Source organism: Micromonospora sp. CPM1, assembly GCF_023896895.1.
Classification (GTDB): domain Bacteria; phylum Actinomycetota; class Actinomycetes; order Mycobacteriales; family Micromonosporaceae; genus Micromonospora; species Micromonospora tulbaghiae.
This window is the reverse complement of the sequence record NZ_JAMHIU010000010.1, coordinates 194210-220138: the sequence shown is the minus strand read 5'-3', so window position 1 is coordinate 220138 and position 25929 is coordinate 194210. Positions and strand designations below refer to the sequence as shown.

Here is a 25929-nt window from a genome sequence, read left to right as displayed (position 1 = left end):
CTCCGCACCGGGCCCTGGCGTCGGGTCCGGTCAGGCGGCGCAGGTCGCGGTCGCGCCCTGGCCGGTGCCGGTGCCCTGGAAGCCGAAGTTGGTCGTCTGGCCGGCGCCGACCTGCCCGTTGTAACCCACGTTCGTGAACCGGACGGTGCCGCTGGTGCCGCTGGCCTGGGCGTTCCAGGTGCCGGTGATCGCGGCGCCGCCCGGCAGCGCGACGGTCACGGTCCAGCCGTTGATGGCCGCGGAGCCCGCGGTGACGTTCACGCTCGCGGTGAAGCCGCCGTTCCACTGGTTGATCGCGACCGCCGCGGAGCAGCCGTTACCGGCCGGCGGCGGCGTGGTCGGCGGCGCCGTGGTGGGCGGCGCGGTCGTCGGGGGCGCCGTGGTCGGCGGCGCGGTCGTCGGCGGGTTGGTCGTCGGCGGCGCGGTGGTGGGCGGGTTCGGCGCACCGTTGGCCAGGCTGAAGGCCAGGTCCGGCTGGAACGAACCGGCCGTGTAGCGGCAGCCGTCCGCCTCACCCGGCGGCTTCACCCAGAGGTACGCGTCGATGTTGGCGTCGCCGGTGTTCGTCGTCGGGTACTGCCCGATGCGCCGGTCGGTGTTGTCGTCGGCGCACCAGTCCCCGGCGGCTCCCCCGTTGCGGCTGGTGTCGATGACCTGCCGCTTGCCGGAGATGCCCATGCCGTTGAGCGCGGAGATGACCGCGCGGCCGAAGTTCGCCTCGCTGGAGGTGGGGTTGAAGTTCGACACGTTGGTGAAGAAGCCGTCGGCGTACTGCACGCCGGCCGCCCGGAGCCGGTTGGCCGTGTCGTTGGCGCTGTTCCAAGTCGAGTGGCCGCCGTCGAGGTACACCTTGGCGTTCGGGTTCGCCGACTTGATGGTCTGGGTCGCCGTCGTGAGCGCCTGGTTGCGGGCGTTCAGCTCACCGGTGCTCAGGCAGGTCTGGAGCGCCAGCGAGTCGGTCTCCAGGATGATCAGGACGGTCTGGTTGCCGAGTCCCCGGGCGAAGTTGGACACCCAGGTCTGGTACTGGTTGAGGTCCGGCGCCCCGCCGGCGCTCGCGCCGCCGCAGTCGCGGTTGGTGATCTCGTACACCGACAGCACCGGGATCTGCTGCGCCGCGTTGGCGGCACCGACGAATCCGGAGACCTCGGACTGGATGGTCGACGGGTTGAAGTTGGCGTACCAGCGGGCCTGCGGCTGGCTCGCGATCTTGTCGCGGATGACTGCGGCGCGCGAGTCGCCGGGGTTGGCGGCGACCCAGCGGACGACTGCCGAGGACGGGTCGCGGTAGAGCGATCCGGACACGGTGCCGGCGGACGCGCCGCCGACGGCGAAGCCGACGCCGGCCGCGGCGAGCCCCGCGACGGCGGCCACGCTGATGGCCGCTGAACTGCGGCGGGACGAGAGGATAGCCACGTCGTGTTTCCTCCTGATCACATAGACGTATCTAAGTTCGTGGGAGCGTTCCCACGACGGTAACGGAGGCGGGCGTCGATGCCAAGATGTGAACGTCGGCCACTGCCCCGTAATCTGGCGACGTCGGCGAAGCGGGCGAGGAGGAAGACCAGGCATGACGGCGCTACCAGGCCAGCATCTGCCTACGGCGAGTTCGTCCGTCGCCGGACGGCCCGCGGACGAGGATCTGCGGACACTGTTCGGCAAGTCCATCGCCGTCTTCGCCGCGCTCGCCGGGCCGACACACGTGGTGGAGGCGGCGAACCCGGCGTTCTTCACCGCCATCGGCGAGGAACGCGCACGCACCGGGGTCGCGCTCGCCGAGTTGATGCCGGAACTGGACGCCCAGGGCTTCATCGCCCTGCTGGACGAGGTCTACCGCACGGGCGAGTCCTACACCGCCCACGACGCCCGGATCATGCTCGGCACCGGGTCGCAGGCGCGGGAGGCGTTCTTCGACTTCACCTACGAGGCACGCCGCGACGCCGACGGCACGGTGACCGGGATCCGCGTGATCGGTGTGGAGACCACGCAGGTCAAGCACGCGCAACGGCTGATGGCCGAGCACCGCGCCATGCTGGAGCAGATCGCCCGGCAGGCGCCGCTGGCCGAGGTGCTCGACGGGATGGCCCGCTGCATCGAGAACCTCGCGCCGCAGGAGGTGCTCGTCTCCGTCCTGCTCGCCGACGCCGACGGCCGGCACCTGCGCCACGGCGCCGCGCCCAGCCTGCCCGACTTCTACAACCAGGCCATCGACGGGATCGCCACCGGCGAGGGTGTCGGCTCGTGCGGCACCGCCGCGCACCGGCGTGAGCCGGTCGTCGTCACCGACATCGCCACCGACCCGTTCTGGGCCGACTTCCGCGACCTGGCCGAGCGGGCCGGGCTGGCCGCCTGCTGGTCCACGCCGATCCTGGCCCGCGACGGCAGCCTGCTCGGCACGTTCGCCATGTACCACCGCACCCCGCGTGTCCCGCGGGACGCCGACCTGGCCCTCGCCCGGGTCTTCACCGGCACCGCCGCCCTGGCCATCGAACGCCACCACATCGAACAGGCGAAGGCCGAAGCGGACGCCCGCGCCCGGGCCGCCCACGACGAGCTGGCCCGGGTGGTGCGGGCGGAGCGGGAACTACGGGCCGAGGCGGAACAGCGCGCCGCCGCGGCGGCGGAACTCACCGCCCGGCTGCGCGCCGCCGCCGCCGCGCAGGCCGCCAGTCCGCGCCCCGAGCGGTGTCAGCTCGGCGGCGGCGACGGCTGCACGGCACCCGCCGAGATCAAGATCGCTGACTCGTGGGGCGACTCGGCGTGGGGCTGCCCGCTCCACGTCGAGGAGGCAATCATCAACGTGCGTTCGGTCTTCATCGCCAACGAGGAACTCGGCGGCCTGGCCGCCTACCTCAACCGCTGACCACCGCTCGACGCCGCGCCGAGGCCTGGAGGGGGCGCGTCCTTCGTCTACTCCGCCGCCTGGGCGGAGGGGTCGTGCGGCGATCGCACCATCGCCCCGATGAGCGCGGCCAGCGGCACGGTGGCAAAACCGACCCGGGCGTCGCTCGCCCCGTACGGCAGCCACAGCTCGCCTGCGTGGACGAGCCCGCCGCAGGAGTAGACGACGTTCGGTACGTATCCGTCCCGGTCTGCCTCGTCGGGTGCCAGGAGCGCGCCGGGAAGCCGTGCGACGACCCGCTCCGGCCGGTGCAGGTCCAGCAGGAGCGCGCCGACGGCGTAGCGGCGCATCGGGCCGACGCCGTGGGTGAGCACCAGCCAGCCGTCGTCGGTCTCGATGGGCGACCCGCAGTTGCCGACCTGGATCAGCTCCCAGCTGTCCCGGGGGGCGTGCAGCGGCACCGGTTCCTGCCACCGGTTCTCGCCGTCCAGACAGGTCAGGCCGATGGTCTCGCCGTCGGCGCGGCACAGGGCGAGGTGCCGGCCGCCGACGGTACGGGGGAACAGCGCGACGCCCTTGTTGCGGACGCCCGGCCCGCGCATCGGGGTGACCTCGAATCGGCGCAGGTCGGTGCTGGCCAGCGCGCGGGTGGCGATGCGCCGGCCGTCGTAGGCGGTGTAGGTGGCCCGGTACACCGGTCCGTTCTCGTCGGTGAACCGCACGAACCGGGCGTCCTCCATGCCGTTGCTCTCCGCCGGCGTGGCCGGCCAGAGCACCCGTTGATGCAGGGCGGTGTCGGCGGGGAAGGCGGTGGCGTAGCCGGCGGCGTTGGTGCGGCGCAGTTGTTCGAGACTGACCATCCCGCTACTGCGCGACAGCAGGTCCGGTGGCAGGTCGCCGAGCACCCGCTCGAAGGTGGACTCGTCGTACCGTTCGGGCAGGGCGTCCAGCACGGTGGCGGTGATCTCGTTGTCGCAGTCCACCTCGGCCAGGCCGGCGGCCAGGAGGTCTCGCCGGTGCCGTACGCCGGTCCGCTGCCCCACCACGAGCGGACCGGAGCGTTCGGCGACTGTCAGCCGGCGTCCGGGTCCGAGGACGGCGGTGGCGAAGCCGATGGACGACAGGTGGCCCTCGCCGATCTGGCGCAGGCTGACCGCGACGCGTACCTGCCCGGCGCTCAGACCGGTCTGATCGGGGTGGACCACCATCGACGGGTTGCACAGCGCGGCGGACTCGACCGCGTACTCGTGACTGAAGTAGGCGCCGACCAGGAGACGGGCGGCGGGGGACAGGTCCCAGGCCCGGGCGGCGCGGTGCCGCACCAGGTCGTAGTGGTGGTGGAGCCGGCCGTCCAGGTCCCGGTGCCGAGCTCCGAATCGCTCGAAGGTGGCCCGCAACAGGCGGCCGGTCTCCTCCTCGTCGAGGTGCGCGACGCGGTCGATGAGCGCCCGCGCGCGGGTGCGCACCAGGGCGGCGTCCTCGCCCGGGACGAAGAGTTTGAGAATCACCCGGCGTGGGTCCGGGGTGAGGACGACGTCCTGCCGGACGGCCAGGCCCCCGGTCACGACCACCGCCGGGCGTGCTGCAGGGTGGAGATCAGCGCGAGAGTCGACTCGGCGCCCTGGTTGGCGTTCGGCCCGTGCGTGGTCAGACCGTCGTAGGCGCCGCCGGTCGCCGGATCCCACATCCGTGTGCCGGTGTCGTTCTCGCCGAGGAACCACCCCACCGCCTGCCGTATCCCGGCCTCCCAACCGGGATCGCCGGTGACCTCGGCGGCCGTGGCACAGGCGTCGGCGAAGGCGGCGACCTCGATCGGTTGCTGGTCGTGGCGCAACCGTGCCGCGCCGCGCTGCCATCCGCCGGCGGGTACGACCGACAGGTGCCCGTCGCGCAGTTGGACGTCGCGCAGCCAGGTCAGCATCCGCAGGCCGTCGTCGAGGGACGGGCCGTCGTGGCGCAGCTGGGTGGCGGCGATGACGACCTCCGCGAGGGCCGCGTTGGCATAGCTCAGCCGTGGCTGTGGCCAGGGCCAGAGCGGGTCGGCTCCGGGGGCGCCGATCGTAGTGGCCGCGTCCGCCAGCAGTGCGGCTGCGGCAGCGTGGGCCGGGTGGCGGCGAAGCACCTCGACCGCGCCGAGCCCGGCGAAGGCCATCGTGTGCGGCGCCGGGGAGCGCCGGTTGGCGCCCCGGCTGAAGGCGACGAGTGCCTCCTCCCTGATCCAGGCGGCGGGACTGCGGGCCGCGGCGGTGCCGAGCCCCCACAGCGCCCGGCCCCACCAGTCGCCGAGGCCGGCCTCGTCGGTCCAGCGCCGGTCGTGCCCGAGGCGGTTGTGGAAGGCGCCGCCGGCGTCCTGGGCGTGGGTCAGGAAGGCGAGGTAGCGCTCGGCGAGCCGGAGCACCTCCTCGGCCGGCTCCGGTTCCCGGCTGGTGACGACCAGGCCGCGGGCGACGTCGTCGGTGCAGTAACCGTGCTCGCGGCGGACGATCGCGTGCCGGGCGTGTTCGAACAGCCCGGTGTCGTCACTCAACCGAATCAGGTGCGCGAAGCTCGGCCGGGGCGCCGGATGCCGGCGGCTGCTGCCCGGCATGCTGGACAGGCCGGTGGTCGCGGTCACGCCGATGCCGCACTGACCGCGGGAAGGCGGGCGGCGACGAGCCGTTCGGCGAGGGCGCCGTAGCGGGCCGCCACCGCCGGCCAGCGCAGGTCCGAGGCGAGCGGGCGGACGCGGCCGGCCAGCCGGGCCGCCAGGCCCGGTTCGCTGAGGATCCGCCGGATCGCGGCGGCCAGCGCCGCCGGATCCCGATGGGGTACGACCAGACCGGGGCCGCCGGTGAGCAGCTCGACCGCGTGCGGGAAGGCGGTGGCCACGACGGGCACCCCGGCGGCCACCGCCTCGACGAGCACCCCGGAGGTGACCTGTTCGCGGGAGTCGTAGGGCAGCACGACCACATCGGCGGAGCGGATCAACCGGCCGAGGGCGGCTTGGTCGTGGTAGACGTCCTGGTAGTCCACGGCGTGGGCGATGCCGAGCTGCGCGCCGAGCCGGTGCAGTCCCGCCCGGTACGCCTCCCCCTGGTGCTCGACCACCTTCGGGTGGGTCCGGCCCGCGACGGTGTAGGTGGGGGTCGGATCGAGGTCCTGCAACCGCGCGAGCGCCTGCAACGACCACTCGACGCCCTTGCCGGGGCCGAGAAGTCCCCAGGTCAGCAGGTGTGGGCGGGTACGGCGGTCGGCGGGCACGCGGACGTGGTCGGCGGCGCCGTGCGGGATCACCGTCACCTTCTCCGGCCGTACGGAGTAGCCGACGAGCAGCCGGTCGCGAGCCGTGCCGGTCATCGTGACGACCGCTCCGGCGGCGGTGACGATCTGCTCAAGCAGGGACTTCTGCCGGGCGGTGGGACGGCGGAGCACGGTGTGCAGGACCACGATGCTGGGCACGGTGAGCCGGCGCAGCAACGGCAGGACGTCCTCGCCGTCCGCCCCGGGGTAGATGCCGTACTCGTGCTGCACGACGGCCACGTCGAAGGCGTTCAGGGCGGCTGCGGCGTCCCGCCAGCCGGCCTGGGTGCGGGTCGACCAGGTGTGCACGACCCCGGGCCCGGCCCGCAGGTCGTCGCCGCGGTCGGTGACCCGGACGATGCCACCGCGCGTGCCGTCGGCGGTCAGGTGGGCGGCGAGGGTGGAGTTGAAGGTGGCCAGTCCACACCGTGTCGGCGGGTGGGTGCTGAGAAATCCGTAGCTGGGCATCGGTGTCGGGCCTTCCGGTTGTCGGCCACCTCCGGGTACGGGGACGAGCCTCACGCGGTATCGGCGTACGCCGGCCAGCGTGTGTGGCCGGCGGAACGGATTCGGGAGCTGCCCGGTGCGGGGCGCCGCCCGGCAGGTTCAGCGTCTCGGTCGACGGATGAGGTCGTCGTAGACGGCAAGGTATTCGGTGGCCATCCGGTCGCCGCCGAAGCGCTCCCGGGCCCGCGCCCCACAGGCGGCCCGGTCCAGCTCGGCAGCCCGGGTGACGGCGTCGACGGCCTGCTCGACGGTGTGCACGAGGAAGCCTGTCACCCCTTCGTCGACCACCTCCGGCATGGATCCTCGCGCGTACGCGACGACAGGCGTGCCGCAGGACATCGACTCCACCACGGACAGCCCGAACGGCTCGTCGAAGGCGATCGGGTGCAGCAGCGCGGTGCTCGCGCCCAGCACCTCCGCACGTCGTTTCGGGCCGACCGAGCCGAGGAAGACGACCTGGTCGCCGTCGATGTGCGGGGCCACCTGTTCGGCGAAGTACCGCTCGTCCTGCACGATGCCGCAGATGGTCAGCGGCCGTCCGGCGCGGCGGGCGATCTCGATGGCGGTGTGGATGCCCTTGTCCGGATGGATCCGGCCGAAGGCGGCCAGCCCCGGACCGGCCTCCCGCCTCAACGGCAGCCCGGTGAGGTCGACACCGTGGTGCACCGTGGCGACGTAGTCGAGTTCCGCGCTCCGGTCGGCGTCGGAGATCGACACGTAGGACGAGCGGGCCCGGGCGTACGCGGGGAGAATGCCCGCGCCGGAGAAGCCGTGCACGGTGGTGAGCAGCGGAGCACGACAGTGCTCGGCGAACGCCAGCGGCAGCCAGTCGAGATGACTGTGCACCAGGTCGAACTCCGAGGAGCGGGCCATCGCGTGGGACACGTGCATCGCCTCCCACACCCGCCCGTCCATTCCGGGGTCGTCGGCGTAGCCACGGGGGCACACACCGTCGAGGACGGCGGACGTGACGGAGTCGAGCGTCGCGAAGAGGGTCACGTCCACGCCGCGAGTGACCAGCCCCTCGGCGAGCAGGCCGGTCACCTGCTCCCAGGGACCGTAGTGGTGCGGGGGTGTCCGCCAGGCGACCGGACCGAGCAGGGCAACCCTCACCAGGACCGGGTGGCGACGAGGTCGGCCGGATCCAGACGCAGGGTGGCGAGCAGCCCGGCGTGCTGGTCGGAATCCACCAGCTCCGGCAGTTCCCGCTCGACCCATTCGGCCCTGACCTGCTGCCCGCGCTCGCGCAGCGCCGCAGCGATCCGGTATCTGGCGATCCTCATCGGTACCCCTTCGTGAAGCGGTGCGGAACGGTCGTGGTCCTCCCCCGGGCCGGGCTGGTCCGGGCGTTCAGGCCCGGACCGGCGCCGTCGGGTGCCGATCGGGTCGAAGGTGGCCGCCTTCGGTCTCCCAGGCCGCGATGCGGGTGGTGTCGGCGAGGTGCGAGGCCGCGTGCATGGCGGCGGTCGCCGCGACGTCGCCGGTGTGGGGCGCTGTCACGGCCAGGTCGATCCGCAGATTCCGCGTGCCTGTGAGGATCACCCGCTCGGCGTCGAGGGTGGCGAACCAGCCCACCCGCACCACGGTGCCGCCGACACCGATCCGCGTCGGATGGCTGTCCCACGCCGCCGGTGGAAGCATGACCCGTTCGATCACGCCGTCGCCTCGGGCGGCGAGCGCGGTGATCAGGCTGGACAGTTCGACGACCGGGTCTCGTGACGTGGGCCACCAACCGCCGTCGAGCATCGCGCGGCTGGACGGTGGATCGGCCAGCCGCAGGCGTGCCGTCGGCGGTTCACTGGTGCAGATCCACGTCATGCGGTCCTGGGCTGAGCGGACCATCAGTTCCGTCCCTCTCGTACGCCGGCGTCCGGGCCGGTGCCGGCGGGGTCTGGGCGGGTGCCGGGGGTGGTGCGGCGCCTGCGGGTCGCCAGCCGCAGCTGGATGACGCGTCGGGTGGTGGTCTGGACGGTCACCAGCAGCACGCCGAACACCGCGGCCAGCAGCAGTGCGACCCCCATCGGAAGTTCCCCGCTCGCACCGAAGAAGTGCACTGTCGTGCGTTGACCGTTCTGCAGGATGAAGATCAGAAGCAGGAGCAGCACCACGGCGAAGGCCGTGATCGCGACCAGCGACCCCGCGGCGCGGACGCGCGGCACCGGACGGGGCTGGTTGTTGATCTCAGGTGTGGACCGCGCGGTGGCGGAGCGGGTGGAGTCGGCGAACCTGGTCATGGTGGACCTCATCTCGGCGGTGGTGCGCGAACAACGCGAACCGGGGGCCGTCGGGGTCCGGGACGACATCCTGAGCCTACTCGCCGCCTGACCGATCGGTACGTCCAAGATGTCGGAACTACCCCTCTGGCCGAACACGTACCGTCAGAGCCCTGTCCGGCGACCGCTCAGCGGAGCATCCCGGCTCTCAGCTGGGCCAGAGAGCGCGTCAGCAGCCGGGAGACGTGCATCTGCGACAGCCCGACCCGGGTGGCGATCTCTGCCTGGGTCAGGTCACCGTAGAACCGCATGGTCAGGATCCGACGTTCACGTAGGGGAAGCGCCGCGAGGAGTCCTCGGAGGGTGAGGTGGTCGTCCACTGCCGCGTATCCCGGATCGGCGGCGCCGACGTGTGCGATCCGCTCGACGCCGTTGCCCCCGGGCCGTGGCTCGTTCACCGACTGAAGGCGATAGAAGTCGAAGGCGGTGACGGCGGCCACGATCTGGGCGACTGTCACCTCCAGGTGGTCGGCGAGCTCTGCGTCAGTGGGTTCGCGACCGTGCCGCTGCCCGAGCTTGCTCCGCGCCTCCGGCACCCGGGCGCTCAGTTCCTGCATCGATCGCGGCACCCGGATCGCCCAGGCCGAATCGCGGAAGTGTCGTCGGATGCCGCCGAGGATGGTCGGAATGGCGTAGCCGGCGAACGGAGCGCCCAGGTCGGCGTCGTAACCGTCGACGGCTTTGATCAGACCGAGCGCACCGACCTGAGCCAGATCCTCGTAGGACTCTCCGCGGCCGGTGTAGCGGCGGGCCAGCCGGCCCGCCATCGGCAGGTTCGCCTCGATGATCCGGGCTCGCAGCCGGGCCCGGTCGGGATCTTCGGGGCTCAGGGCCGCGCGTCGACGCAACAGTTGTTCACTCGCCCCCGTTGCCGGGGTCACTGTCGGAGGGGACGGCACGGCCGGGGGTGTCACGGTTGTGGTGACCATTGTCCTATGCCCCTAACGGGCTGGTGGCGGCGAGACTGGCGGCCACCGGGGACCCGGGCGACACCGTCACCGTACGCCTTCATCCCCCCGACCGAAACCCGGGCGGCCCGGCGAAGCGCCCTCAGGTGTCGAACCGGTCGTCAGTCGGACTTGTCGGCGACCGTACCGGCGCGAGCTGCTCGGAGCCGTCGACGATCGCCTGGGACAGCTCGGACAGCCGCCGGTTGCGGCTGCGGGCGCCGTCGCGCAACATCGCGAAGGCCTGGCCGACGTCCACCTGGAGGCGCTCGGCCAGGATGCCCTTGGCCTGTTCGATCAGCACACGGCTGTTCAGGGCGGTCTGCAGCTGCTCGGTGACGATGTCGCGCTCGTGGATGGCGCGGTGTTGCAGCAGTCCGATGGTGGCCACGTCGGCGAGCGCCCGGGCGATGCGGAGCCTGCCCTGGTCGACAGCTCCCGGCCGGACGTCGAAGAGGCTCAGCGCGCCGATCACCTCGGAACGCAGGCGCATGGGCAGGGCGTGCACCGCAGCGAAGCCGACCTCGGCCGCGGCGGCGCCGAACCTCGGCCATCGGGCGGTGCTCAGGGTCAGGTCGGCGACCGACACCGGCTGCCCGGAGGTGAAGCAGTCGAGGCAGGGCCCCTGGCCGGTCTGGAGCTGGAACAGCTCCAGCAGCCGGGTGCGTTCGGAGGAGGCGGCGACCACCCGCAGCGTGGCGCCCTTGTCGGTCAGGAGCAGCCCGGCCGCCGACACATTCAGCAGCTCGACACACCTCTCGGTCAGCCCCTGCAGGAACTCGATCACGTCGAAGTCGTCGACGAGAGTGTCGGCCATCTCCACGAAGACGTCGGCCAGCGGGGTCTCGGGCATTTCGGTCACCTCGCGCTCGGCGGTCCCGGTGTCGGATCCCCGAGCGGCGCGTCATCGCCCCGGCGGACCAGATGCACGTGGCGTCCGCCCACGACCCGTTTCAGAGGTAGGTGTGCGTCCGTCACGCTGCAGTGACGGCCTAGCGCCGGGCGGGCTCGCCGGCCGACTCGCGTCCGAAGCGCTCTGCGGTGAACGGGCTCCGCAGGCGGGTCATGGATTCGGCGCTGATGTCCGCGATCGGACTGCGCTCGTCGTCGGTGACCCCGAACCTCTCCGCACGGAAGGGATTCAAGGCGAACGTATTGTCGGGCACGAGGTGCTCCAAGGGAATCTGCACGGCAGCGCTCGACTCAGTCATCGCGGCTGGGAAACCGTGGGAAAAGCAAGGGGTCGGCGATCAGCCGTCGGTACCCCGTACCGACAGCCTAGCGCGCATCGGCCGACCGGGCCCGTCACGGTCGAAATCGGCGACGTTCTCAGAGCTGGACGACGTGACCCACCCGGGGCGGCGTCCGGCCCGCGAGGACGTCGAGCCACGCGTCCCGCAGCGCGTCCGGGCCGGTGCCGACCCGTACGTCGAGCCATCCGCTCACCACCTGGGAGAACCGCTGCCAGGCGTCGGCGAAGCGTTCGTCGAGACCGGCCCGGCCCCAGTCCTGGCTGCGCTTGCGGATGCGTACCGGCGCGAAGAAGACCTCCCCGGCGGCGCCGGCGTTCGGCGTCTGCTGGGTGAGGCCGACGGCGATGTCCCGGACGAGCAGGTCGCCGAGGTGCGCCCGCAGGGCGGCGCGGGTCGCGGGTGAGCCGGACAGGTCGAGGTAGACGGTCGGAACGGCGTCGAGCGCGCCGATGTCGTCGTAGGAGAGGACCTCGTCGTAGCAGCCCAGCGACCGGGTGAAGGCGAGGTTGCCGGGCGAGGTGAGCCCGATCAGGCGCGGGCCGCGGCCGTGCAGCTCGAACGCGGCGGCGTACGCCGTCTTGCTCGACGCGGACGACAGCACCAGCGCCGTCGCTCCGTAGCCGTCCTCGTCGACGACCTGGTCGGCGAGCATGAACGAGGTGAAGAACAGCGGCCGGAACAGGATCAGCAGATCCTCCTGCTCCGCCCGGTAGGCGGGGTCGCCGTCGGTCGACCGGTAGGAGTTGTACGGCGAGGGCAGGCCGGCCCGGTGCGGGCTGGCGTCCCGGAACCCGGACGCGTCCACCCGGTCCGGGCGTACCACGAGGTGACCGGCGGGCGGCAGGTAGCCGTAGACCCGTTGCCCCGGCTCGACGCCGGCCACTGTGGACGTGACGACCTCGGCGAAGCCCCACAGTGGCGGGAGCCCCCACCCACCGTCGAGCCCACGCGGCTGCGGCGGGAAGAACTCCCAGTAGCGCATCGCATCGCCGAGCACCGCGTAGGTGACATTGTTGGCGGTCAGGCCGACGCGGTCCACGCGCAGCAGCGCCTCCCCGTCGGCGAGGCCGGGCACGGCGCCGTCGACGAGTGTGGTGCGAGCGAGGTCGTCACGGGCCACAGCGAACGTCCACGAGTCAGCCATGGCCTGACGCTAGGCAGGCGCGAAACTCCAGACAAGTGCACTGGGAGTGCAAAATCCCACTCGGCAGCACCGTTGCGCGCCGGCGGTTCAGAGGTAACCGACACCCGTCAGCTCCGCCGCCGCAGCCCAGAGCCGCTTCCCGACGGCCGGGTCGGCGGCCTGCCGGCTCAGCCGCGCCTCGGTCACCGGACCCCAGGTCTCGAAGAACCGGGACGGGCCGAAGAACTGGCCGCCGCGTACCTCCGGGTCGGTCGCGGCCCGCAACTGCGGCAGGACGCCCCCCTCGACCGGCTGGGTGGCGAGCAGGCCGAGCCGCCCGATCACCCGCCCCAGCCGGCCCCGGTGTGCCCAGGCACGCGGCGTGAGGTTGCTGCGGGTGAGACCGGGATGCGCCAGCGCGCTGACGACCGGCGACCCGGCCGCGCGCAGGCGGCGGTCCAGCTCGACGCCGAAGACGGTGGTGGCGAGCTTCGAGCGGCCGTACGCGGCAGAGGCCCGGTAGTCGCGCTCGGACATCAGGTCGCCGAAGTCGAGGCGCGCGTTGCGGTGGGTGAGGGAGCTGAGGCTCACCACCCGCGCCGCCCGCGCCCCGGCCAGGGCGTCCAGCAGCAGGCCGGTCAGCGCATAAGGCCCCAGCGTGTTGGTGGCGAACTGGAGTTCGAAGCCGTCGGCGGAGGTACGGCGCGGGCCGAGCAGCACCACACCGGCATTGTTGACCAGCAGGTCGATCGTCGGGTGGTCGGCGGTCAGCTTCGCGGCGAACGCGCGTACCGAATCGAGGCTCGCCAGGTCCAGCTCGCGTACCTCGGTGTCGCCGCCGATGCGGCGGGCGGCCTGCCGGCCGGCGGCGGTGTTCCGCACGGCCAGCACGACGTGGGCGCCGTGGCGGGCCAGCTCGGTGGCGGTGGCCAGGCCGAGGCCGGAGTTCGCGCCGGTCACGACGGCCACTCGGCCGCGCTGGTCGGGGATGCGGTCGGCGGTCCATCCGGTCATCTGCTGCTCCTCGGGTGCGGGGTTGGCGTCGAGCGATGACGCTAGGAGCGGTCCGGGGTGTCTCGGTCGTTCGCGGTTGCCTAGGTCCGTGGGACCTACCCTGGGCGCGCGGCGTCACGGCAGACTGGCGGCATGAGCAGCCCGCATCCGTACGCACGCGAGCTGGGCGCCTTCCTCCGCGCCCGGCGCGGCCGGCTGCGCCCCCGCGACGTTGGCCTGGAGCCGGGCGGCCGGCGCAGGGTGACCGGCCTGCGGCGGGAGGAACTGGCCCTGCTGGCCGGGCTGAGCACCGACTACTACCAGCGGATGGAGCAGGGCCGGGAGGTACGCCCCTCCGACGACGTCCTGGACGCGCTCGCGGGCGCCCTCGGCCTGGACGACACCGAACGCCGGCACCTGTTCACGCTGGCCCGGGCCGCCCGGCGGCCGGTGCCCGCCCGCGTCGAGCGCGGTCCGGAGCGGGTGCCGGACAGCACCCGGCGGCTGCTGCGGGTGATGGACACCCCGGCGGTGGTCCTCGGCCGGCACCTGGACCTGCTCGACTGGAACCCGATGGCGCAGGCGCTGCTGGGTGACCCGGCGGACCAGCCGCCCGGCCGGCTCAACATGCTCCTGCTGCTGTTCGACGACGCGCTGACCGGGGGACGGAGCTGCCCGGACTGGGAGCGGCAGGCGCTGGACTACATCGGGATGCTGCGTGCCGCCGTCGCCGACGACCCGACCCATCCCCGCGCGACCGCGATCGTCGGCGAGCTGAGCATCCGCAGCGCGGATTTCCGGCGGCTGTGGGCACGGCACGACGTGCGCGCCTCGGTCAGCGGCACCAAGACGTTCCGGGTGCCCGGGCTGGGGGACATCGTCCTGGACTGGGACACCTATCCGCTGCCGGGCAGTCCCGGCCCGGTCGTGCTCGTCTTCACCGCCGAGCCGGGCAGCCCGGACGCCGACCGGCTACGGCTCCTGGCGTCGTGGCGCGCGACCGGCCCGGCGTCCGCTTGATCAGGCGGACACCGGTCACCGTCCCCGGTTGAGGCCGACGATCGCGCCGTTGAGGGCGGTGGCGAAGAGGGTCCAGGCGACGTACGGGGCGAGTGCCGCCCCGGCGGGACGGTCGGTGCGCGCCGCGCGGCCCAGCAGCACGAGGTTGGACACGTTGAGCGCGGCGATCTCGGCCAGCGCGGCTCCGGGCCTGCGGGCGCCGAAGAACAGGGCGCTCCAGCCGGCGTTGAGCGCCAGGTTGAGCGCGTAGCCGCGCGCGAAGGCGGCGCGCTCGGGCCCCTCGGAGCGGTCCAGCGCGCGGGCGCCGGCCACCGCGATCAGCCCGTACAGCGGGGTCCAGACCAGGGGGAACGCGGTGGACGGCGGCTGCCAGGCGGGCTTGCGCAGGCGGCGGTACCAGCGCGACGAGGTGCCGGTGGAGGTGGCGGCGGCGCCCGCTGCGGCGGTCGCAGCGACTGCTGCCGCGGTCTTGACCAGGGTCGGTACTCGCATACCAGGTCAGCTACCCGGCCAGCGGCGGATAAACCCGCACCACCGGAAGATCCACTTCCGGACACCCCCGGCGCACAGATCCTTCATCGAAGGATGCCGAACTCGTAGACAATTTTCATGCCCTTCGATAGCCTCGCCATTCAGTGATGCTTGTCGATAGGAGGCTCCATGCGACGGCTCGTGCTCTCCTTCACGCTGGCGACGATCGGTGCCTGGGCCGTGGTGCCGGCACCGGCCTCGGCCGCACCCCGCCCGGCACCGGCGCCCGTCACCGACGCGGTGACCGCGAAACTCCTCGGCCAGGCCGATGCCGCGACCCGGACCGCCGGGCCGCAGCGGACCCGGGTCACGGTCACCCGCGCCGACGGCCGGTGGGCCTTCGGCACCGCGGTACTGCTGGCCGACCGGTCCGAGGACGCGCACCCCACCGGATCGGTCTTCCTCGCCCGGTCCGACACCAAGGGCTGGACCGTCGCCTTCGACGGCGAGGCGTCGTTCGGTGACCTGGCCGCCGCGTCACCGCTGGTGAGCGAGAACGAGAAGGCCGTGTTCCGCACGCCGGTCGCGCCACTGGCCGCGGGCGGCGACTTCCGCACCGGCATGGCACTGCCGTTCGCGGTCGGGCAGACGTGGACGCTGACCTCCGGGCCGCACGGCTGGGGCGGGGCCGCCGCGCCGTGGAGTTCGGTCGACCTCGCCGGTGGTGACCAGGTGGTTCGCGCCGCGCGGGCCGGAACCGCGTACACGATGTGCACCGGGTGGATCCGGGTCATCCACGACCGGGGCTACTCGACCGACTACTACCACCTGTGGAGCAGCATCTCCGTCAACGGCGCCGCCGTCGCGCAGGGCGCGTACCTCGGCTACACCGGCACCGACGTCACCTGCGGCGGCTCCGCCACCGGCCGGCACGTGCACTTCGGGCTGCGGCAGAACTCGGCGTACGTGCCGATCGCCGGGCACGGCATCGGCAAGTGGGACTTCGTCAGCGGCGCGGCCGCGTACCAGGGCGGCGCCCGGCACGGGTCCGCCTACGTCGGCGGCGGTGGCGGCGTCTACAACTACGGCGCGCTCGGCTTCAACCAGGGAGTCGTCGACGCCAACGGCGGTGGCACGCTGACCCGGCGCTCCGGCCCCGGCACGGGATACGGCGCGGTCGGGTCGATAGCCGACGGCGCCACCGTCACCGTCTCCTGCTCCGCCAACGGCACCTCGCACACCGGCCGGTACGGCACCACGGCGCTGTGGGACCGGCTCAGCGACGGCAGCTGGGTGTCCGACGCCTACCTCTCCACCGGGGTCAACGGGCCGATCAACGGCTGGTGCTGACCACGCCGCGAGACACGTGCCGGCGCCGGACACGGCGTCGGCACGCGCGGCGTATGACGCAGACGGGATGCCCACATCCATTGCCGTTCATCGATGCCTGCCCATAGGCTCCCTGCCATCGCGAGTGCGGCCCGGCGGGGCGGCACAGCGTCGATGTCTGGAGGGAACCATGGTCCGTTGGCGCAGATTCCTCGGCCGGATGGCGGCCGTTCTGGCAGTGGTCACCGCGGGAGCGGTCACCGCGGTGGCGCCCGCCGCAGCGGCACCGGCCGGGGACATGACGCCGTACGTCGTCGGCGGCACCCGGGCCGCGCAGGGCGAGTTCCCCTTCATGGTCCGGCTCTCGATGGGCTGCGGCGGAGCGCTCTACAGCCCGCGACTGGTCCTGACCGCCGCGCACTGCGTCGGCCGTACCGGCGCCAACACCAGCATCACCGCGACGCTGGGCGTGGTGGACCTCCAGTCCTCCAGCCGGATCCAGGTCCGCTCCAACTACGTCTACCGGGCCCCCGGCTACAACGGCAACGGTGACGACTGGGCGCTGATCCGGCTCGCCACCCCGGTCACCTCGCTCGCCACGCTCAACATCGCCACCAGCACCGCGTACGACAACGGCACGTTCACGGTGGCGGGCTGGGGCGCCGCGCGGGAGGGCGGCGCGCAGCAGCGCTACCTGCTCAAGGCCACGGTGCCGTTCGTCGACGACACCACCTGCAACCGCTACTACGGCGGCGACGTGATCCCCAGCGAGGAGATCTGCGCCGGTTACGCCAGCGGCGGTGTCGACACCTGCCAGGGTGACTCGGGTGGCCCGATGTTCCGCCGGGACGCCGCCGGCGCCTGGATCCAGGTGGGCATCGTGAGCTGGGGCAACGGTTGCGCCCGCCCCAACTACCCCGGCGTCTACACCCAGGTCAGCACGTTCGCCTCGGCGATCCGGTCCGCCGCCACGAGCCTCGGCGGCTGACAACGCACGGCGCGGTGGCCCGGTCGCGGCGAAGCGGCCGGGCCACCGCCACGTCCGCGCGGATCCGCCGCCCGCTCACGACGGTGACGGTGACTGCTAACTTCCGGACGCATGGACGACTCCCCTCGCTGGTACCGCCCGGCCCCCGACGTGCTGCTCACGGTCGGCAGCGCCACCGCGCTGCTCGGCTACCTGGTCCCGTGGTTCCGCGCCAGCCGCCTCCACCAGTGGTCGTACTCGGGCTGGGCCTACCTGGAGACCGAGGGCGGCTGGACCTGGCTGGTCGTGGTGTCCCTGGTGATCGCCGTCCTCGCCGGCCTCTGGGCCGGGCGGAGCGTGGCGTGCGCCAAGCTCGCGGTCGGCGCGGCGGTGGCCGGGATGTTCCTCGCCGGTGCGGTGGTCGCGGTGAGCCTGGGCGGGCTGCCGGAGCGCGACAGCATCAACTGGGTCGGTGAGCTGCCGTTCGAGATGGGGATGCCGCTCATGGCGGTCGGATTCGGGGCGGTCGTCGCCGGGGCGCTGGGCACCGTACGCCGCCCGGCCGAGGAGTGACGCGGGGTCACGCCGCCGGCAGGTCCACCACCCGGGTGGCCCAGCGGGCCATCAGCGCCGGATCGTGGGTGATGACCAGGACCCCGGCGGAGTGCCGGCGCTGGTAGTCGGTGACGACGGCGGCGACGTGCGCCTGGGTGGAGGCGTCGAGCATCGCGGTGGCCTCGTCGCAGAGCAGGTAGTCCGGCCGGTGGACCAGGGCGCGCGCCAGGCAGGCGCGTTGCAGTTGCCCGTCGCTCACCGCGTGCGGGCGGCGGCTCAGCAGGTCGGGGGTCAGGCCGGCCAGGTCGGCCAGTTCCGCCGTACGGGCCGCCGCCTGCTCGCGCGGTGTGCCGGTGGCGCGCAGCGGCTCGGCGATGATGTCGGCGAGGCTGAGCCGCGGGTCGGTGGCGGCGCGCGGGCTCTGGAACAGGATCGCGACGCGGGTGCGCAGTTCCGCCGGCAGGCGGTGGCGGACGCCGCCGAGCGGTCGCCCGTCGATCGTGACGTGACCGCTGTCCGGGGCGTGCAGCAGGGCGAGGACGCGGGCGAGCGTGGACTTGCCACTGCCCGAGGGGCCGCGCAGCCCGACCGTCTCGCCGGGGGCGACGTGCAGGTCGACCCGGTCGAGGACGCGCTGCCCGCCGTACGCGACGGAGACCTGGTGCGCGGCGAGCCCGCCGGCCGCCGCGTCACCCGGGGCGGCGGCGTCGGTGGCGCCGGGAACCGTGATCGTCATGCCGGTACCTCCTCGCGCAGCGGGTGGTGACAGGCGACCCGGCCCGTGCCGTCGGCGGCGAGTCGGGGCAGCCTGTCGCAGGTGTCGGTGGCGCGGGCGCAGCGCGGGGCGAAGGCGCAGCCGCCGGGCAGGTCGGTGAGCGTGGGCGGGTGCCCCGGCACCGGCACGAAGGCGCGGTCGGGCAGGGCGTCGAGCAGACCGGCGGTGTAGGGGTGGGCCGGGCCGTCGAACAGCGCCTCGGTGGGGCGGTGCTCGACGATCCGGCTGGCGTACATCACGGCGACGGTGTCCGCGACACGGCGCGCGGCGGCCAGGTCGTGCGTGATGAGCAGGACGGCGGCGCCGGTGTCGCAGCGGCGGCGCAGCAGGTCCAGCGTGTGGTCGACGAGCGGCCGGTCGAGGCCGGTGGTGGGTTCGTCGGCGAGCAGCACCGGCGGGTCGGGCGCGAGCGCGAGCGCGGTGGCGAGCCGCTGGGCCATGCCGCCGGACAGCTCGTGCGGGTACCGGTTCAGGTCGGCCGGGTCGAGGCCGACGTCGGCGGCGATCCGATCGGCGGCGGCGGGCGCGTCGCGGCGGCTGTGCCCGTGGGCGCGCAGCGTCTCCTCCAGCAGCTTCCGCCCGGTACGCACCGGCGTGAGCGCGGTGGCGGGGCTCTGCGGGACGAGGCCGACGCCCCGGCCGCGTACGTGCCGGGCGAGGTGCCGCTCCCCCGCGCCGATCAGGTCGGCCTCGGCGCGGCCCGGCGCGCGCAGGCGGGCCTGCCCGGTGACGGCGGCGTTGCGCGGCAGCAGGCCGAGCAGGGCGTGCGCGAGGACCGACTTGCCGCACCCGGACTCGCCCACCACCGCCAGCAGCTCGCCGGGCCGCAGCGTGAGGCTCAGGTCGGTCACGGCGTGCACGACCGCGTCGCGCAGCCGGAAGCGGACGGTCAGCCCGTCGACGGTCAGCAGCGGCAGGGCGGTCACAGGTGCAGCTCCGCTCGTACACGCGGGTCGAGGCGGTCGCGCCACCGGCCGGTGAGCACGGCCAGCGCCAGCGTGGCCGCCACGAGCAGGAGACCGGGGACGATGCTGGCCCACCAGGCGCCGGTGAGCAGCGACCGCTGACCGTCGCTGATCATGTTGCCGATCGAGGCGAGGTGCGGGGGCAGGCCCAGGCCGAGGAACGACAGCGCGGTCTCGTGCCAGACGGCGTGCGGCACCATGAGCGTGGTCGCCAGCGCCAGGCGCGGCAGCACGTGCGGCAGCAGGTGCCGGGTGAGCACCCGGACGCGCCCGGCACCGCCGGAGATCGCGGCGTCCACGAACGGCCGGTTGCGCAGGCTGAGCAGCTCGGAGCGGACGATCCGGGCGGTGGACAGCCAGTGCGTCAGCGCGATGGACGCGATCACCGCGCCGAGGCTGGGCCGCAGCATCGCCACGATGAAGATGCCCAGCAGCAGGTGCGGCAGCGCGGCGACGGTGTCCACGACGCGCATGAGCGCCCGGTCGACCCAGCCGCCGACGCTGCCGGCGACGGCGCCGACCAGACCGCCGATGACCGCCGCGACGAGCGCGGCGACCGCGCCGACGAGCAGCGAGACGCGCAGGCCGTAGAGGCTGCGCAGAGCCACGTCGCGGCCGAGGTCGTCGGTGCCGGCCAGGTGCTCCGGCGAGGGCGCGAGCCGGGTACGGGAGAGGTCGACGGCGCTTTGGTCCAGCGGCCACAGGACCGGGGCGAGCAGCGCGGCGGCGACGACACCGGCGAGCACGACGACGGCGACTGTCGTGCCCACGCTGCCGGGGCGGCGCAGGCGCCGGACGCGCGCGGGGAGGGCGAGGTCAGTCATCGAGGCGTACCCGGGGGTCGGCGGCGGCGTAGGCGAGGTCGGTGAGCAGGTTCGCGGTCAGCACCACGACGGTGGTGACCAGCGTCGTGGCCGCGAGCAGCGGGAAGTCGGCGCCCAGCGCGGCCTCGACGGTGACCGCGCCGAGCCCGGGCAGGGAGAACACGGTCTCCACCAGGACCGCGCCGCCGACGAGTTCGGGCAGGTGCGTGCCGACCAGCGTGAGGAACGGCAGCAGCGCGGTACGCAGCGCGTGTCCGAACAGGACGACCCGGCCGGGGAGCCCTCGGGCGCGGGCCGCCAGCACGTGGTCGTCGCGCAGGCTCTCGGCGACCGCGTCGCGGACGAACAGCACGAACCACGGCGCCTGGGAGATCGCCAGCACTGTCACCGGAAGCACCAGGTGGCGGGCCACGTCGGCCGGGTCGGTGCCGGTGGCGGTGATGTCGGTGAGCCCACCGGCGGGCAGCCAGCCGAGGCTGAGGGCGAACACGGCGATCGCCGCGAGGCCGATCCAGAACACCGGCATGGACTGCACGGCGTACGCGACGGCGCGCAGAGCCCGGTCGAACCAGCCACCACGCCGGTACGCGGCCAGCGTGCCCAGCAGCACGCTCGCCACCAGCACCAGGGCGAGCGCGGTGCCGACGAGCAGCAGCGTCCACCCGGCCCGGGCGGCGAGCACCGAGGTGACCGGCTCGTGCCGGCTCGTCGACCAGCCCAGGTCGCCGCGCAGCAGGTTGCCGATCCAGCGGGCGTACTGCACCGGCAGCGGGTCGTCGACGCCCCAGTTGGCGCGGATCTGCGCGAGGTTCTCCTCGCTCGTGGTGAACGCCGCCGCGCCCGCGTACTGCTGGGCCGGGTCGATCGGGGAGGCGGCGCCGAGGGCGAACATGCCCATGCTGGTCGCGGCCAGCACCGGTACGGCGACCAGCAGCCGCCGCCGGACCACGGCACCCGCCCCGGCCAGTCGTCGGCGGCCGGTCACGGGCGCCGTCACGACGTCTTCGTCCACGTGTGCACGTTCCACCAGATGCTGTTGGCGACGTCGTGCTCGTGCGGCTCGACCCGCGGCGTCACCCCGGTCACGGCGTCCTTCAGCACGTAGGTGTGCTGGAGGTAGGTGAGGAACACCCACGGCACGTCGGCGGCGAGCCGCTTCTGGAACGTGGCGTACGCGGCCTTGCGGGCGGCCGGGTCGGCGTTGTCCCGGCCGGCCTGCAACGCGGCGTCGGTGACCGCCGAGCGGTACGAGCCGGGGTTGAAGAAGCCCTGCCCGGCGAAGGCCGAGTTGAACAGCTTGTAGGAGACGAAGTCCGGGTCGTACGGCGTGCCGTAGCCCATCATCAGGGCGTCGCGGCCCATCCGCGGGGTGATCGCGTCCCAGGTCAGGCCCTCCGGTGTGACCCTGATGCCGACCTTCTTCGCGTCGGCGACGACGGCCAGGGCCAGTTCCTTGCGCAGGCTGTCGGTGGCCGGGTACAGGAGTGCGAACGCGGCCGGCCGCCCGTCCTTGACCCGGATGCCGTCGGGGCCCGGCTTCCACCCGGCGGCGTCCAGCGCGGCGGTCGCCGCGGCGGTGTCGGCGCCGGGCTTGCCCGCGATCGAGGGCTCGGCGTATTCCGACGTCGGCGGCACCGGCCCGAACGCGGGCTCGCCCGCACCGCCGAGCACACCCGTGACCATGGCCTGTCGGTCCACGGCGAGGTTCAGCGCCCGCCGGATCGCGAGGTCGCCGGTGACCGGGTTGCCCATCGGCAGCATGACGCCCCGGTAGTCGGCGGTCGGCACCTTGTGCACCCGGTAGCCGTTACGGCTCTCGAACCCGGACGCGAGCTTCGGTGCCAGCTCCGCCGCGTCGAACTCGCCGGCCCGCATCCGCTGGGCCCGGACGTTGTCGTCGGCGACGAACGCCACCACGACGCCGGAGTTCGCCGGCTTGCCGCCCCAGTACGTCTCGTTCGCCGCGAGCACGAGCCGGTCACCGGGTGTCCAGGAGGTGAACCGGTACGGGCCGGTGCCGACCGGCTTGCGGTTGAAGCCGGCCTTGTTGACGTCCTGCCCGGCGAACGCCTTCGCCGGGACGATCCCCAGCGCCAGCCGTTGCAGGAACGGCGCGTACGCGTACTCGAGGGCGAACACCACAGTCGCCGGGTCGGGCGCGGTGACGGAGGCGAGCATGTCCAGATCGGAGCGCAGCGTGGAGTCGACGGCCGGATCGAGCACCGCCTGGTAGGTGAACACCACGTCCTGCGCGGTCAGCGGGCTGCCGTCGTGGAACAGCACGCCCTCGCGCAGCTTCGCGGTGACCGTCTTCCCGTCCGCCGAGACGGTGGGCAGTTCGCGGGCCAGGGCGGGCACGAGTTCGTTGCGGGCGTCCCGGGCGACCAGCCCGTCGAAGATCAGCGACGCGCCGTCGACGCCGTAGTTGAGCACCGGGTTGAGCGTGTCCGGCTCGCCCGCGGTGGCGACCACCAGCGTGCCGGCGCTGCCCGTCCCGCCGGTCGAGGCCGTCGGCGACGAGCAGCCGGTGACGGCGAGCAGGGCGGCGGCGAGCGCCGCGGCCACGCGTACGGGCTTGGGCTTGATTGCCACCGGCAACCCCTCGAACTCGTCCTCTATAGCGGGCGGGCGCTCCGGCGAAGATCAGATCACCGTGTGCCCGAGCGCCCGCCCACTTCTGCCACTATTCGGTAGTTGCCAAGCATATGCAATAGGGGGCCATCGACGGCGGACGGCCCTCTGGGCTCGGGCGTCCGCTCGTGAGGCGGCCACCCGGCGCGCTGAATATGCTCAGAGCGTGGAGGACAGCGAGCAGGCGGTGCTGGCGGGGATGTTGCAGTCCGCCGAGGACGCCGCCCCGGTGGAGGCGGTCGAGGCCGTCACCGGCGTCATCGCCACGGCGCTGAACGCGCTCGGCGTCTCGCTGCTGATCGCCGACCTCAGCGGCCGTGCGCTGGTCCGGCTGACCCACCAGCCCGCCGGCGGCGGTCCCGGCCGGCGCCACGGCGAGGAGGACGCCGAGGTCCTCCCCTTCGACGGCGGGCACTACGAACAGGCGCTACGCCAGCAGACTCCCCGGGTCGTCCCCGGCGACGGCGAGTGGACGGTGCTGGCACCGGTCACCGACCGCGGTGAAACGATCGGCCTGCTGGAGATCGACCTGCCCGACGAGCCGGACGACGACGCGGTGAACTGGGTCGCCCGTACCGCGCACGCGCTGGCGTTCGTGGTCATCGCCAACCGCAGGCACACCGACCTGTTCGAGTGGGGACAGCGGACCACGCCGTTCACCCTCTCCGCCGAGATCCAGCGCCGCCTGCTGCCCGCCTCGTTCACCTGCGAGGCCGGCGCCTTCGCCCTCTCCGGCTGGCTGGAACCCGCCGCCAGCGTCGGCGGCGACACGTTCGACTACAGCCTCGCCCGGGACCTGCTGCACCTCAGCGTCACCGACGCGATGGGCCACGGCGTGGCGAGCGCGCTCACCGCCACCCTCGGCGTGGGCAGCCTGCGCAACACCCGCCGGCGCGGCGCCGGCCTGGTCGCCCAGGCCGAGGAGGCCAACCGGGCCGTCGCGGAGCACGGCAACGTGCGCGGCGCGTACGTCACCGCCGTGCTGGGCCGCATCGACCTCACCACCGGGCGCTGCGAGCTGCTGAACGCGGGGCACGTCCCACCGCTGCTGGTCCGGGACGGCCGGGTCGTACCGGTGGAACTACCGGGCAACTTCCCGCTGGGCATGTTCCCCGACGAGAGCTACCGCAGCGCGGAGCTGCCACTGCGGCCCGGCGACCGGCTGGTGGTGGTCACCGACGGCATGCGCGAACGCAACGCGGCCGACCTCGACCTGCCCGCCGCCCTGCCCCGTTTCGCCGACCTGCACCCCCGCGAGGCGGTCCGGGCGTTGTCCGACGCGGTGCTGGAGATCGCCGGGCCGGCTCTGGCCGACGACGCCACCCTGCTCGTCGTCGACTGGTACGGCGACCACGGGCCACGGCGCAGCACCGCCGGCGCCGACCTCACCCGCACCAGCTATCGCCCCGGCGAGGAGCGCTCACGGCACCAGCGGTGACGCGTCCTCCGCCTCCGGCACGGTGTCGAACAGCGGGATCACGCGGTCCACCGAGGTGATCGAGAAGACTCTGCGCACGGACGGGCGGACCCCGGCCAGACCCAGCCAGCCGTCGCGCTCGCGCAGGCTCTTGTAGCCGACCACGAGCGCGCCCAAGCCACTGGAATCCATGAACCCGACGCCGGTCAGGTCGACGACGACCCGGGCACCGCCCTCCGTGAGCTCGTGCAGCCGGTCGCGCAACTGCGGAGTGGTGCTCATGTCCAGGTCGCCGACGACTTCGATCACCGTGCCGACACGCCCCTGCCTGCTCGTCGCCGAGAACTCCACCACTCCCCCTCAACCGCGTACCTCGCTACCCGACACCGTGCCAGAAACCGACCCCTACCGCCTCCCGTGGGGCGTACGTCGGCTCAGCGGTCTTCCCGGGAAGTGGTGGACGACACCTCGGTGCCGTTCCGCCGCACCGGAGCGGGAATCCGCACCCCGGCGGCGGCCCGGCGGCGCTCGGCGAGGCGTACCGCCGGACGCATGGCCAGGCCCGCGACCACGAACAGCCCGCCGAGCACCAGCCAGCCCGGCGTGCCCCAGCCGAGCAGCAGCGAGGTCAGCAGCACCGGGCCGAGCATCCGGGCGAGCTGCGGCGCCATGCCGAAGAAGCCCTGGTACTGCCCCTGCCGGTCGGGGCGGGCCAGGGTGAAGCCGACCTCCCAGCCGCTGGCCGCCTGCACCATCTCGCCGAACACCTGCACCAGGGCCGCGGCGAGCAGCACCGCCGAGGCCACCCACGCGCCGCCGACCATCCCGGACACCGCGTACGCGCCGCAGGCGACCAGCAGCACCCAGCCGGCGTGCCCGCTGGCCCGGGCCGCCGTGCCCGGATCGGTCACCCGGCGGGCCACCCGGACCTGCCACAGCACCACGCACAGCATGTTGACGGTGAGCACGATCGCGCCCATCGGCGCCGGGGCGTCGGTCCGTTCCGCGATCCACAGTGGCAGCGCCAGGCTGAGCAGCGGCATGTTCAGGCACATCACCGCGTTCAGCAGCGTGATCAGCGCGTACGGGCGGTCGCGCAGCACGGCCAGCCGTCCCGGCTCGGGTCCGGCCGGCACCGGCGCCACCGCCTCGGGCAGCCGGCGTATCAGCAGGGCGGCGGCCAGGAAGCTCGCCGCGTCCAGCGCGAAGGCCGACAGGTACGCCGGGCGGCTGTCCGCCCAGAGCACGAGCGCGCCCAGCCCGGCCCCGGCGGCCAGGCCGGCGTTCGAGACCGACTGCAACCGCGCGCGTACCGCGGTGCGCCACGCGGGCTCGATCAGCCCGACCAGCAGCGCCTGCCGGCTGGCGGTGAGCCCGGCCTGACAGGCGGCGTAGCAACAGGCGAGCAGCACGAACAGCGGGAAGGAGCGGATCACGAGGAAGCCGCCGAGCGCGGCGGCCGTGGCGACCGCGAAGACGCCCGTCATCCGCCGTGCGCCGTAGCGGTCGGCCAACTGGCCGGCGGGCACCCCGGCGAGGATGCCCGTCGACCAGCCCACGGTGAGGGCGATCCCGACCTGCGCCGGGGACAGCCCGACCACCCGGATGAAGAACAGCGCCGAGCAGGCGTAGAACGCGCCGTCGCCCACCGAGTTCGCGAGCTGGGCCAGGGCCAGCACCCGGACCCGGCGGCCGGTGTCGACATCGGTCATTGCTCGTCCCCCGTTCGCCGTGCTCCCTCCTCCATCCAAGCCCCGC

At 73.4% G+C, this 25929-nt stretch carries 27 protein-coding genes; 6 read left to right on the top strand and 21 right to left on the bottom strand.

Going from position 1 to position 25929, the window contains the following annotated elements:
* Positions 1-30: 30 nt before the first annotated feature.
* Positions 31-1416 carry a glycoside hydrolase family 6 protein gene (locus M8C11_RS15060; protein WP_208576476.1) on the bottom strand — a complete coding sequence of 462 codons (1386 nt, stop codon included), beginning with the start codon at positions 1414-1416 and terminating at the stop codon, positions 31-33.
* Between the two features lie 154 nt (positions 1417-1570).
* Here M8C11_RS15060 and M8C11_RS15055 point away from each other — a divergent pair, with 154 nt between their 5' ends.
* Positions 1571-2863 carry a GAF domain-containing protein gene (locus M8C11_RS15055; protein ID WP_208576475.1) on the top strand — a complete coding sequence of 431 codons (1293 nt, stop codon included), beginning with the start codon at positions 1571-1573 and terminating at the stop codon, positions 2861-2863.
* A 47-nt stretch (positions 2864-2910) separates the two neighbouring features.
* On the opposite strand, the gene M8C11_RS15050 is transcribed toward M8C11_RS15055, so the two are convergent.
* From M8C11_RS15050 to M8C11_RS14995, 12 genes are all read right to left on the bottom strand, one after another.
* Entirely contained in the window at positions 2911-4407 is a 1497-nt protein-coding gene (locus M8C11_RS15050; RefSeq protein WP_252449976.1) for a glycoside hydrolase family 130 protein, read from the bottom strand.
* A complete protein-coding gene (locus M8C11_RS15045; protein ID WP_374668251.1) occupies positions 4404-5456 on the bottom strand; it encodes a glycosyltransferase in 1053 nt (350 codons plus the stop codon). Before M8C11_RS15045 ends, M8C11_RS15050 begins: the two co-directional genes overlap by 4 nt.
* Positions 5453-6589 (bottom strand): glycosyltransferase, encoded by a 1137-nt coding sequence (locus M8C11_RS15040; protein WP_208576473.1) that lies wholly within the window; start codon positions 6587-6589, stop codon positions 5453-5455. Before M8C11_RS15040 ends, M8C11_RS15045 begins: the two co-directional genes overlap by 4 nt.
* A 138-nt stretch (positions 6590-6727) precedes the next feature.
* Complete coding sequence (locus M8C11_RS15035; RefSeq protein ID WP_252449975.1) at positions 6728-7741, bottom strand: glycosyltransferase family 4 protein; 1014 nt, start codon at positions 7739-7741, stop codon at positions 6728-6730.
* Positions 7738-7911, bottom strand: coding sequence for a hypothetical protein (locus M8C11_RS15030; protein ID WP_252449974.1), 174 nt, complete (start codon positions 7909-7911; stop codon positions 7738-7740). The genes M8C11_RS15035 and M8C11_RS15030 overlap by 4 nt, the downstream gene beginning before the upstream one ends.
* A gap of 67 nt (positions 7912-7978) precedes the next feature.
* Complete coding sequence (locus M8C11_RS15025) at positions 7979-8470, bottom strand: DUF5994 family protein (RefSeq protein ID WP_208576470.1); 492 nt, start codon at positions 8468-8470, stop codon at positions 7979-7981.
* Positions 8470-8862, bottom strand: a complete 393-nt coding sequence (locus M8C11_RS15020) for a lipopolysaccharide assembly protein LapA domain-containing protein (RefSeq protein ID WP_252449973.1) — start codon at positions 8860-8862, stop codon at positions 8470-8472. The genes M8C11_RS15025 and M8C11_RS15020 overlap by 1 nt, the downstream gene beginning before the upstream one ends.
* A gap of 167 nt (positions 8863-9029) precedes the next feature.
* Positions 9030-9782: a SigB/SigF/SigG family RNA polymerase sigma factor gene (locus tag M8C11_RS15015; RefSeq protein ID WP_252449972.1), complete on the bottom strand. Its 753-nt coding sequence runs from the start codon at positions 9780-9782 to the stop codon at positions 9030-9032.
* Positions 9783-9951: 169 nt separating this feature from the next.
* Positions 9952-10701, bottom strand: coding sequence for a GAF and ANTAR domain-containing protein (locus tag M8C11_RS15010; protein WP_252449971.1), 750 nt, complete (start codon positions 10699-10701; stop codon positions 9952-9954).
* A gap of 139 nt (positions 10702-10840) precedes the next feature.
* Positions 10841-11059: a hypothetical protein gene (locus M8C11_RS15005; protein ID WP_252449970.1), complete on the bottom strand. Its 219-nt coding sequence runs from the start codon at positions 11057-11059 to the stop codon at positions 10841-10843.
* Between the two features lie 118 nt (positions 11060-11177).
* The gene (locus M8C11_RS15000; RefSeq protein ID WP_252449969.1) at positions 11178-12245 is read right to left on the bottom strand and encodes a DUF2855 family protein; all 1068 of its coding nucleotides are present in this window, start codon (positions 12243-12245) and stop codon (positions 11178-11180) included.
* Positions 12246-12332: 87 nt separating this feature from the next.
* Positions 12333-13238: an oxidoreductase gene (locus M8C11_RS14995; protein ID WP_252449968.1), complete on the bottom strand. Its 906-nt coding sequence runs from the start codon at positions 13236-13238 to the stop codon at positions 12333-12335.
* Positions 13239-13370: 132 nt separating this feature from the next.
* Between M8C11_RS14995 and M8C11_RS14990 the strand changes: the two genes are divergently transcribed.
* A complete protein-coding gene (locus tag M8C11_RS14990) occupies positions 13371-14237 on the top strand; it encodes a helix-turn-helix transcriptional regulator (protein ID WP_252449967.1) in 867 nt (288 codons plus the stop codon).
* A 15-nt stretch (positions 14238-14252) separates the two neighbouring features.
* On the opposite strand, the gene M8C11_RS14985 is transcribed toward M8C11_RS14990, so the two are convergent.
* Positions 14253-14729: a TspO/MBR family protein gene (locus M8C11_RS14985; RefSeq protein ID WP_120571922.1), complete on the bottom strand. Its 477-nt coding sequence runs from the start codon at positions 14727-14729 to the stop codon at positions 14253-14255.
* A 168-nt stretch (positions 14730-14897) separates the two neighbouring features.
* Between M8C11_RS14985 and M8C11_RS14980 the strand changes: the two genes are divergently transcribed.
* The 3 genes from M8C11_RS14980 to M8C11_RS14970 all read left to right on the top strand — a co-directional run bounded on the left by M8C11_RS14980 (position 14898) and on the right by M8C11_RS14970 (position 17577).
* A complete protein-coding gene (locus tag M8C11_RS14980; protein ID WP_121684446.1) occupies positions 14898-16058 on the top strand; it encodes a peptidoglycan DD-metalloendopeptidase family protein in 1161 nt (386 codons plus the stop codon).
* Positions 16059-16227: 169 nt separating this feature from the next.
* Positions 16228-17025: a trypsin-like serine protease gene (locus tag M8C11_RS14975; protein WP_151499350.1), complete on the top strand. Its 798-nt coding sequence runs from the start codon at positions 16228-16230 to the stop codon at positions 17023-17025.
* A 111-nt stretch (positions 17026-17136) separates the two neighbouring features.
* Positions 17137-17577, top strand: coding sequence for a hypothetical protein (locus M8C11_RS14970; RefSeq protein ID WP_151499351.1), 441 nt, complete (start codon positions 17137-17139; stop codon positions 17575-17577).
* 7 nt (positions 17578-17584) lie between these two features.
* On the opposite strand, the gene M8C11_RS14965 is transcribed toward M8C11_RS14970, so the two are convergent.
* The 5 genes from M8C11_RS14965 to M8C11_RS14945 are packed head-to-tail and all read right to left on the bottom strand — an operon-like array spanning position 17585 to position 22715.
* Positions 17585-18295: an ABC transporter ATP-binding protein gene (locus M8C11_RS14965; RefSeq protein WP_252449966.1), complete on the bottom strand. Its 711-nt coding sequence runs from the start codon at positions 18293-18295 to the stop codon at positions 17585-17587.
* Positions 18292-19260 carry an ABC transporter ATP-binding protein gene (locus tag M8C11_RS14960; protein WP_252449965.1) on the bottom strand — a complete coding sequence of 323 codons (969 nt, stop codon included), beginning with the start codon at positions 19258-19260 and terminating at the stop codon, positions 18292-18294. Before M8C11_RS14960 ends, M8C11_RS14965 begins: the two co-directional genes overlap by 4 nt.
* The gene (locus M8C11_RS14955; RefSeq protein WP_252449964.1) at positions 19257-20123 is read right to left on the bottom strand and encodes an ABC transporter permease; all 867 of its coding nucleotides are present in this window, start codon (positions 20121-20123) and stop codon (positions 19257-19259) included. The genes M8C11_RS14960 and M8C11_RS14955 overlap by 4 nt, the downstream gene beginning before the upstream one ends.
* Positions 20116-21135 carry an ABC transporter permease gene (locus M8C11_RS14950; protein WP_252449963.1) on the bottom strand — a complete coding sequence of 340 codons (1020 nt, stop codon included), beginning with the start codon at positions 21133-21135 and terminating at the stop codon, positions 20116-20118. The genes M8C11_RS14955 and M8C11_RS14950 overlap by 8 nt, the downstream gene beginning before the upstream one ends.
* Positions 21117-22715 (bottom strand): ABC transporter substrate-binding protein, encoded by a 1599-nt coding sequence (locus M8C11_RS14945; RefSeq protein WP_252449962.1) that lies wholly within the window; start codon positions 22713-22715, stop codon positions 21117-21119. The genes M8C11_RS14950 and M8C11_RS14945 overlap by 19 nt, the downstream gene beginning before the upstream one ends.
* A gap of 205 nt (positions 22716-22920) precedes the next feature.
* Here M8C11_RS14945 and M8C11_RS14940 point away from each other — a divergent pair, with 205 nt between their 5' ends.
* Positions 22921-24192 (top strand): PP2C family protein-serine/threonine phosphatase, encoded by a 1272-nt coding sequence (locus M8C11_RS14940; RefSeq protein ID WP_192580639.1) that lies wholly within the window; start codon positions 22921-22923, stop codon positions 24190-24192.
* On the opposite strand, the gene M8C11_RS14935 is transcribed toward M8C11_RS14940, so the two are convergent.
* Complete coding sequence (locus M8C11_RS14935; RefSeq protein ID WP_225853154.1) at positions 24175-24522, bottom strand: STAS domain-containing protein; 348 nt, start codon at positions 24520-24522, stop codon at positions 24175-24177. The two genes, M8C11_RS14940 and M8C11_RS14935, sit on opposite strands and share 18 nt — an antisense overlap.
* An 83-nt stretch (positions 24523-24605) precedes the next feature.
* On the bottom strand, positions 24606-25883 hold the full coding sequence (locus tag M8C11_RS14930) for an MFS transporter (RefSeq protein ID WP_151499357.1): 1278 nt from the start codon (positions 25881-25883) through the stop codon (positions 24606-24608).
* Between the last annotated feature and the right edge of the window lie 46 nt (positions 25884-25929).

Coding starts and splice junctions, on each gene's coding strand:
- M8C11_RS15055 (WP_208576475.1), top strand. CDS start 1,571: ATGACGGCGCTACCAGGCCAGCATCTGCCTACGGCGAGTTCGTCCGTC.
- M8C11_RS15040 (WP_208576473.1), bottom strand. CDS start 6,589: ATGCCCAGCTACGGATTTCTCAGCACCCACCCGCCGACACGGTGTGGA.
- M8C11_RS15030 (WP_252449974.1), bottom strand. CDS start 7,911: ATGAGGATCGCCAGATACCGGATCGCTGCGGCGCTGCGCGAGCGCGGG.
- M8C11_RS15025 (WP_208576470.1), bottom strand. CDS start 8,470: ATGGTCCGCTCAGCCCAGGACCGCATGACGTGGATCTGCACCAGTGAA.
- M8C11_RS15020 (WP_252449973.1), bottom strand. CDS start 8,862: ATGACCAGGTTCGCCGACTCCACCCGCTCCGCCACCGCGCGGTCCACA.
- M8C11_RS15010 (WP_252449971.1), bottom strand. CDS start 10,701: ATGCCCGAGACCCCGCTGGCCGACGTCTTCGTGGAGATGGCCGACACT.
- M8C11_RS15005 (WP_252449970.1), bottom strand. CDS start 11,059: ATGACTGAGTCGAGCGCTGCCGTGCAGATTCCCTTGGAGCACCTCGTG.
- M8C11_RS15000 (WP_252449969.1), bottom strand. CDS start 12,245: ATGGCTGACTCGTGGACGTTCGCTGTGGCCCGTGACGACCTCGCTCGC.
- M8C11_RS14995 (WP_252449968.1), bottom strand. CDS start 13,238: ATGACCGGATGGACCGCCGACCGCATCCCCGACCAGCGCGGCCGAGTG.
- M8C11_RS14990 (WP_252449967.1), top strand. CDS start 13,371: ATGAGCAGCCCGCATCCGTACGCACGCGAGCTGGGCGCCTTCCTCCGC.
- M8C11_RS14985 (WP_120571922.1), bottom strand. CDS start 14,729: ATGCGAGTACCGACCCTGGTCAAGACCGCGGCAGCAGTCGCTGCGACC.
- M8C11_RS14980 (WP_121684446.1), top strand. CDS start 14,898: ATGCGACGGCTCGTGCTCTCCTTCACGCTGGCGACGATCGGTGCCTGG.
- M8C11_RS14975 (WP_151499350.1), top strand. CDS start 16,228: ATGGTCCGTTGGCGCAGATTCCTCGGCCGGATGGCGGCCGTTCTGGCA.
- M8C11_RS14970 (WP_151499351.1), top strand. CDS start 17,137: ATGGACGACTCCCCTCGCTGGTACCGCCCGGCCCCCGACGTGCTGCTC.
- M8C11_RS14965 (WP_252449966.1), bottom strand. CDS start 18,295: ATGACGATCACGGTTCCCGGCGCCACCGACGCCGCCGCCCCGGGTGAC.
- M8C11_RS14955 (WP_252449964.1), bottom strand. CDS start 20,123: ATGACTGACCTCGCCCTCCCCGCGCGCGTCCGGCGCCTGCGCCGCCCC.
- M8C11_RS14930 (WP_151499357.1), bottom strand. CDS start 25,883: ATGACCGATGTCGACACCGGCCGCCGGGTCCGGGTGCTGGCCCTGGCC.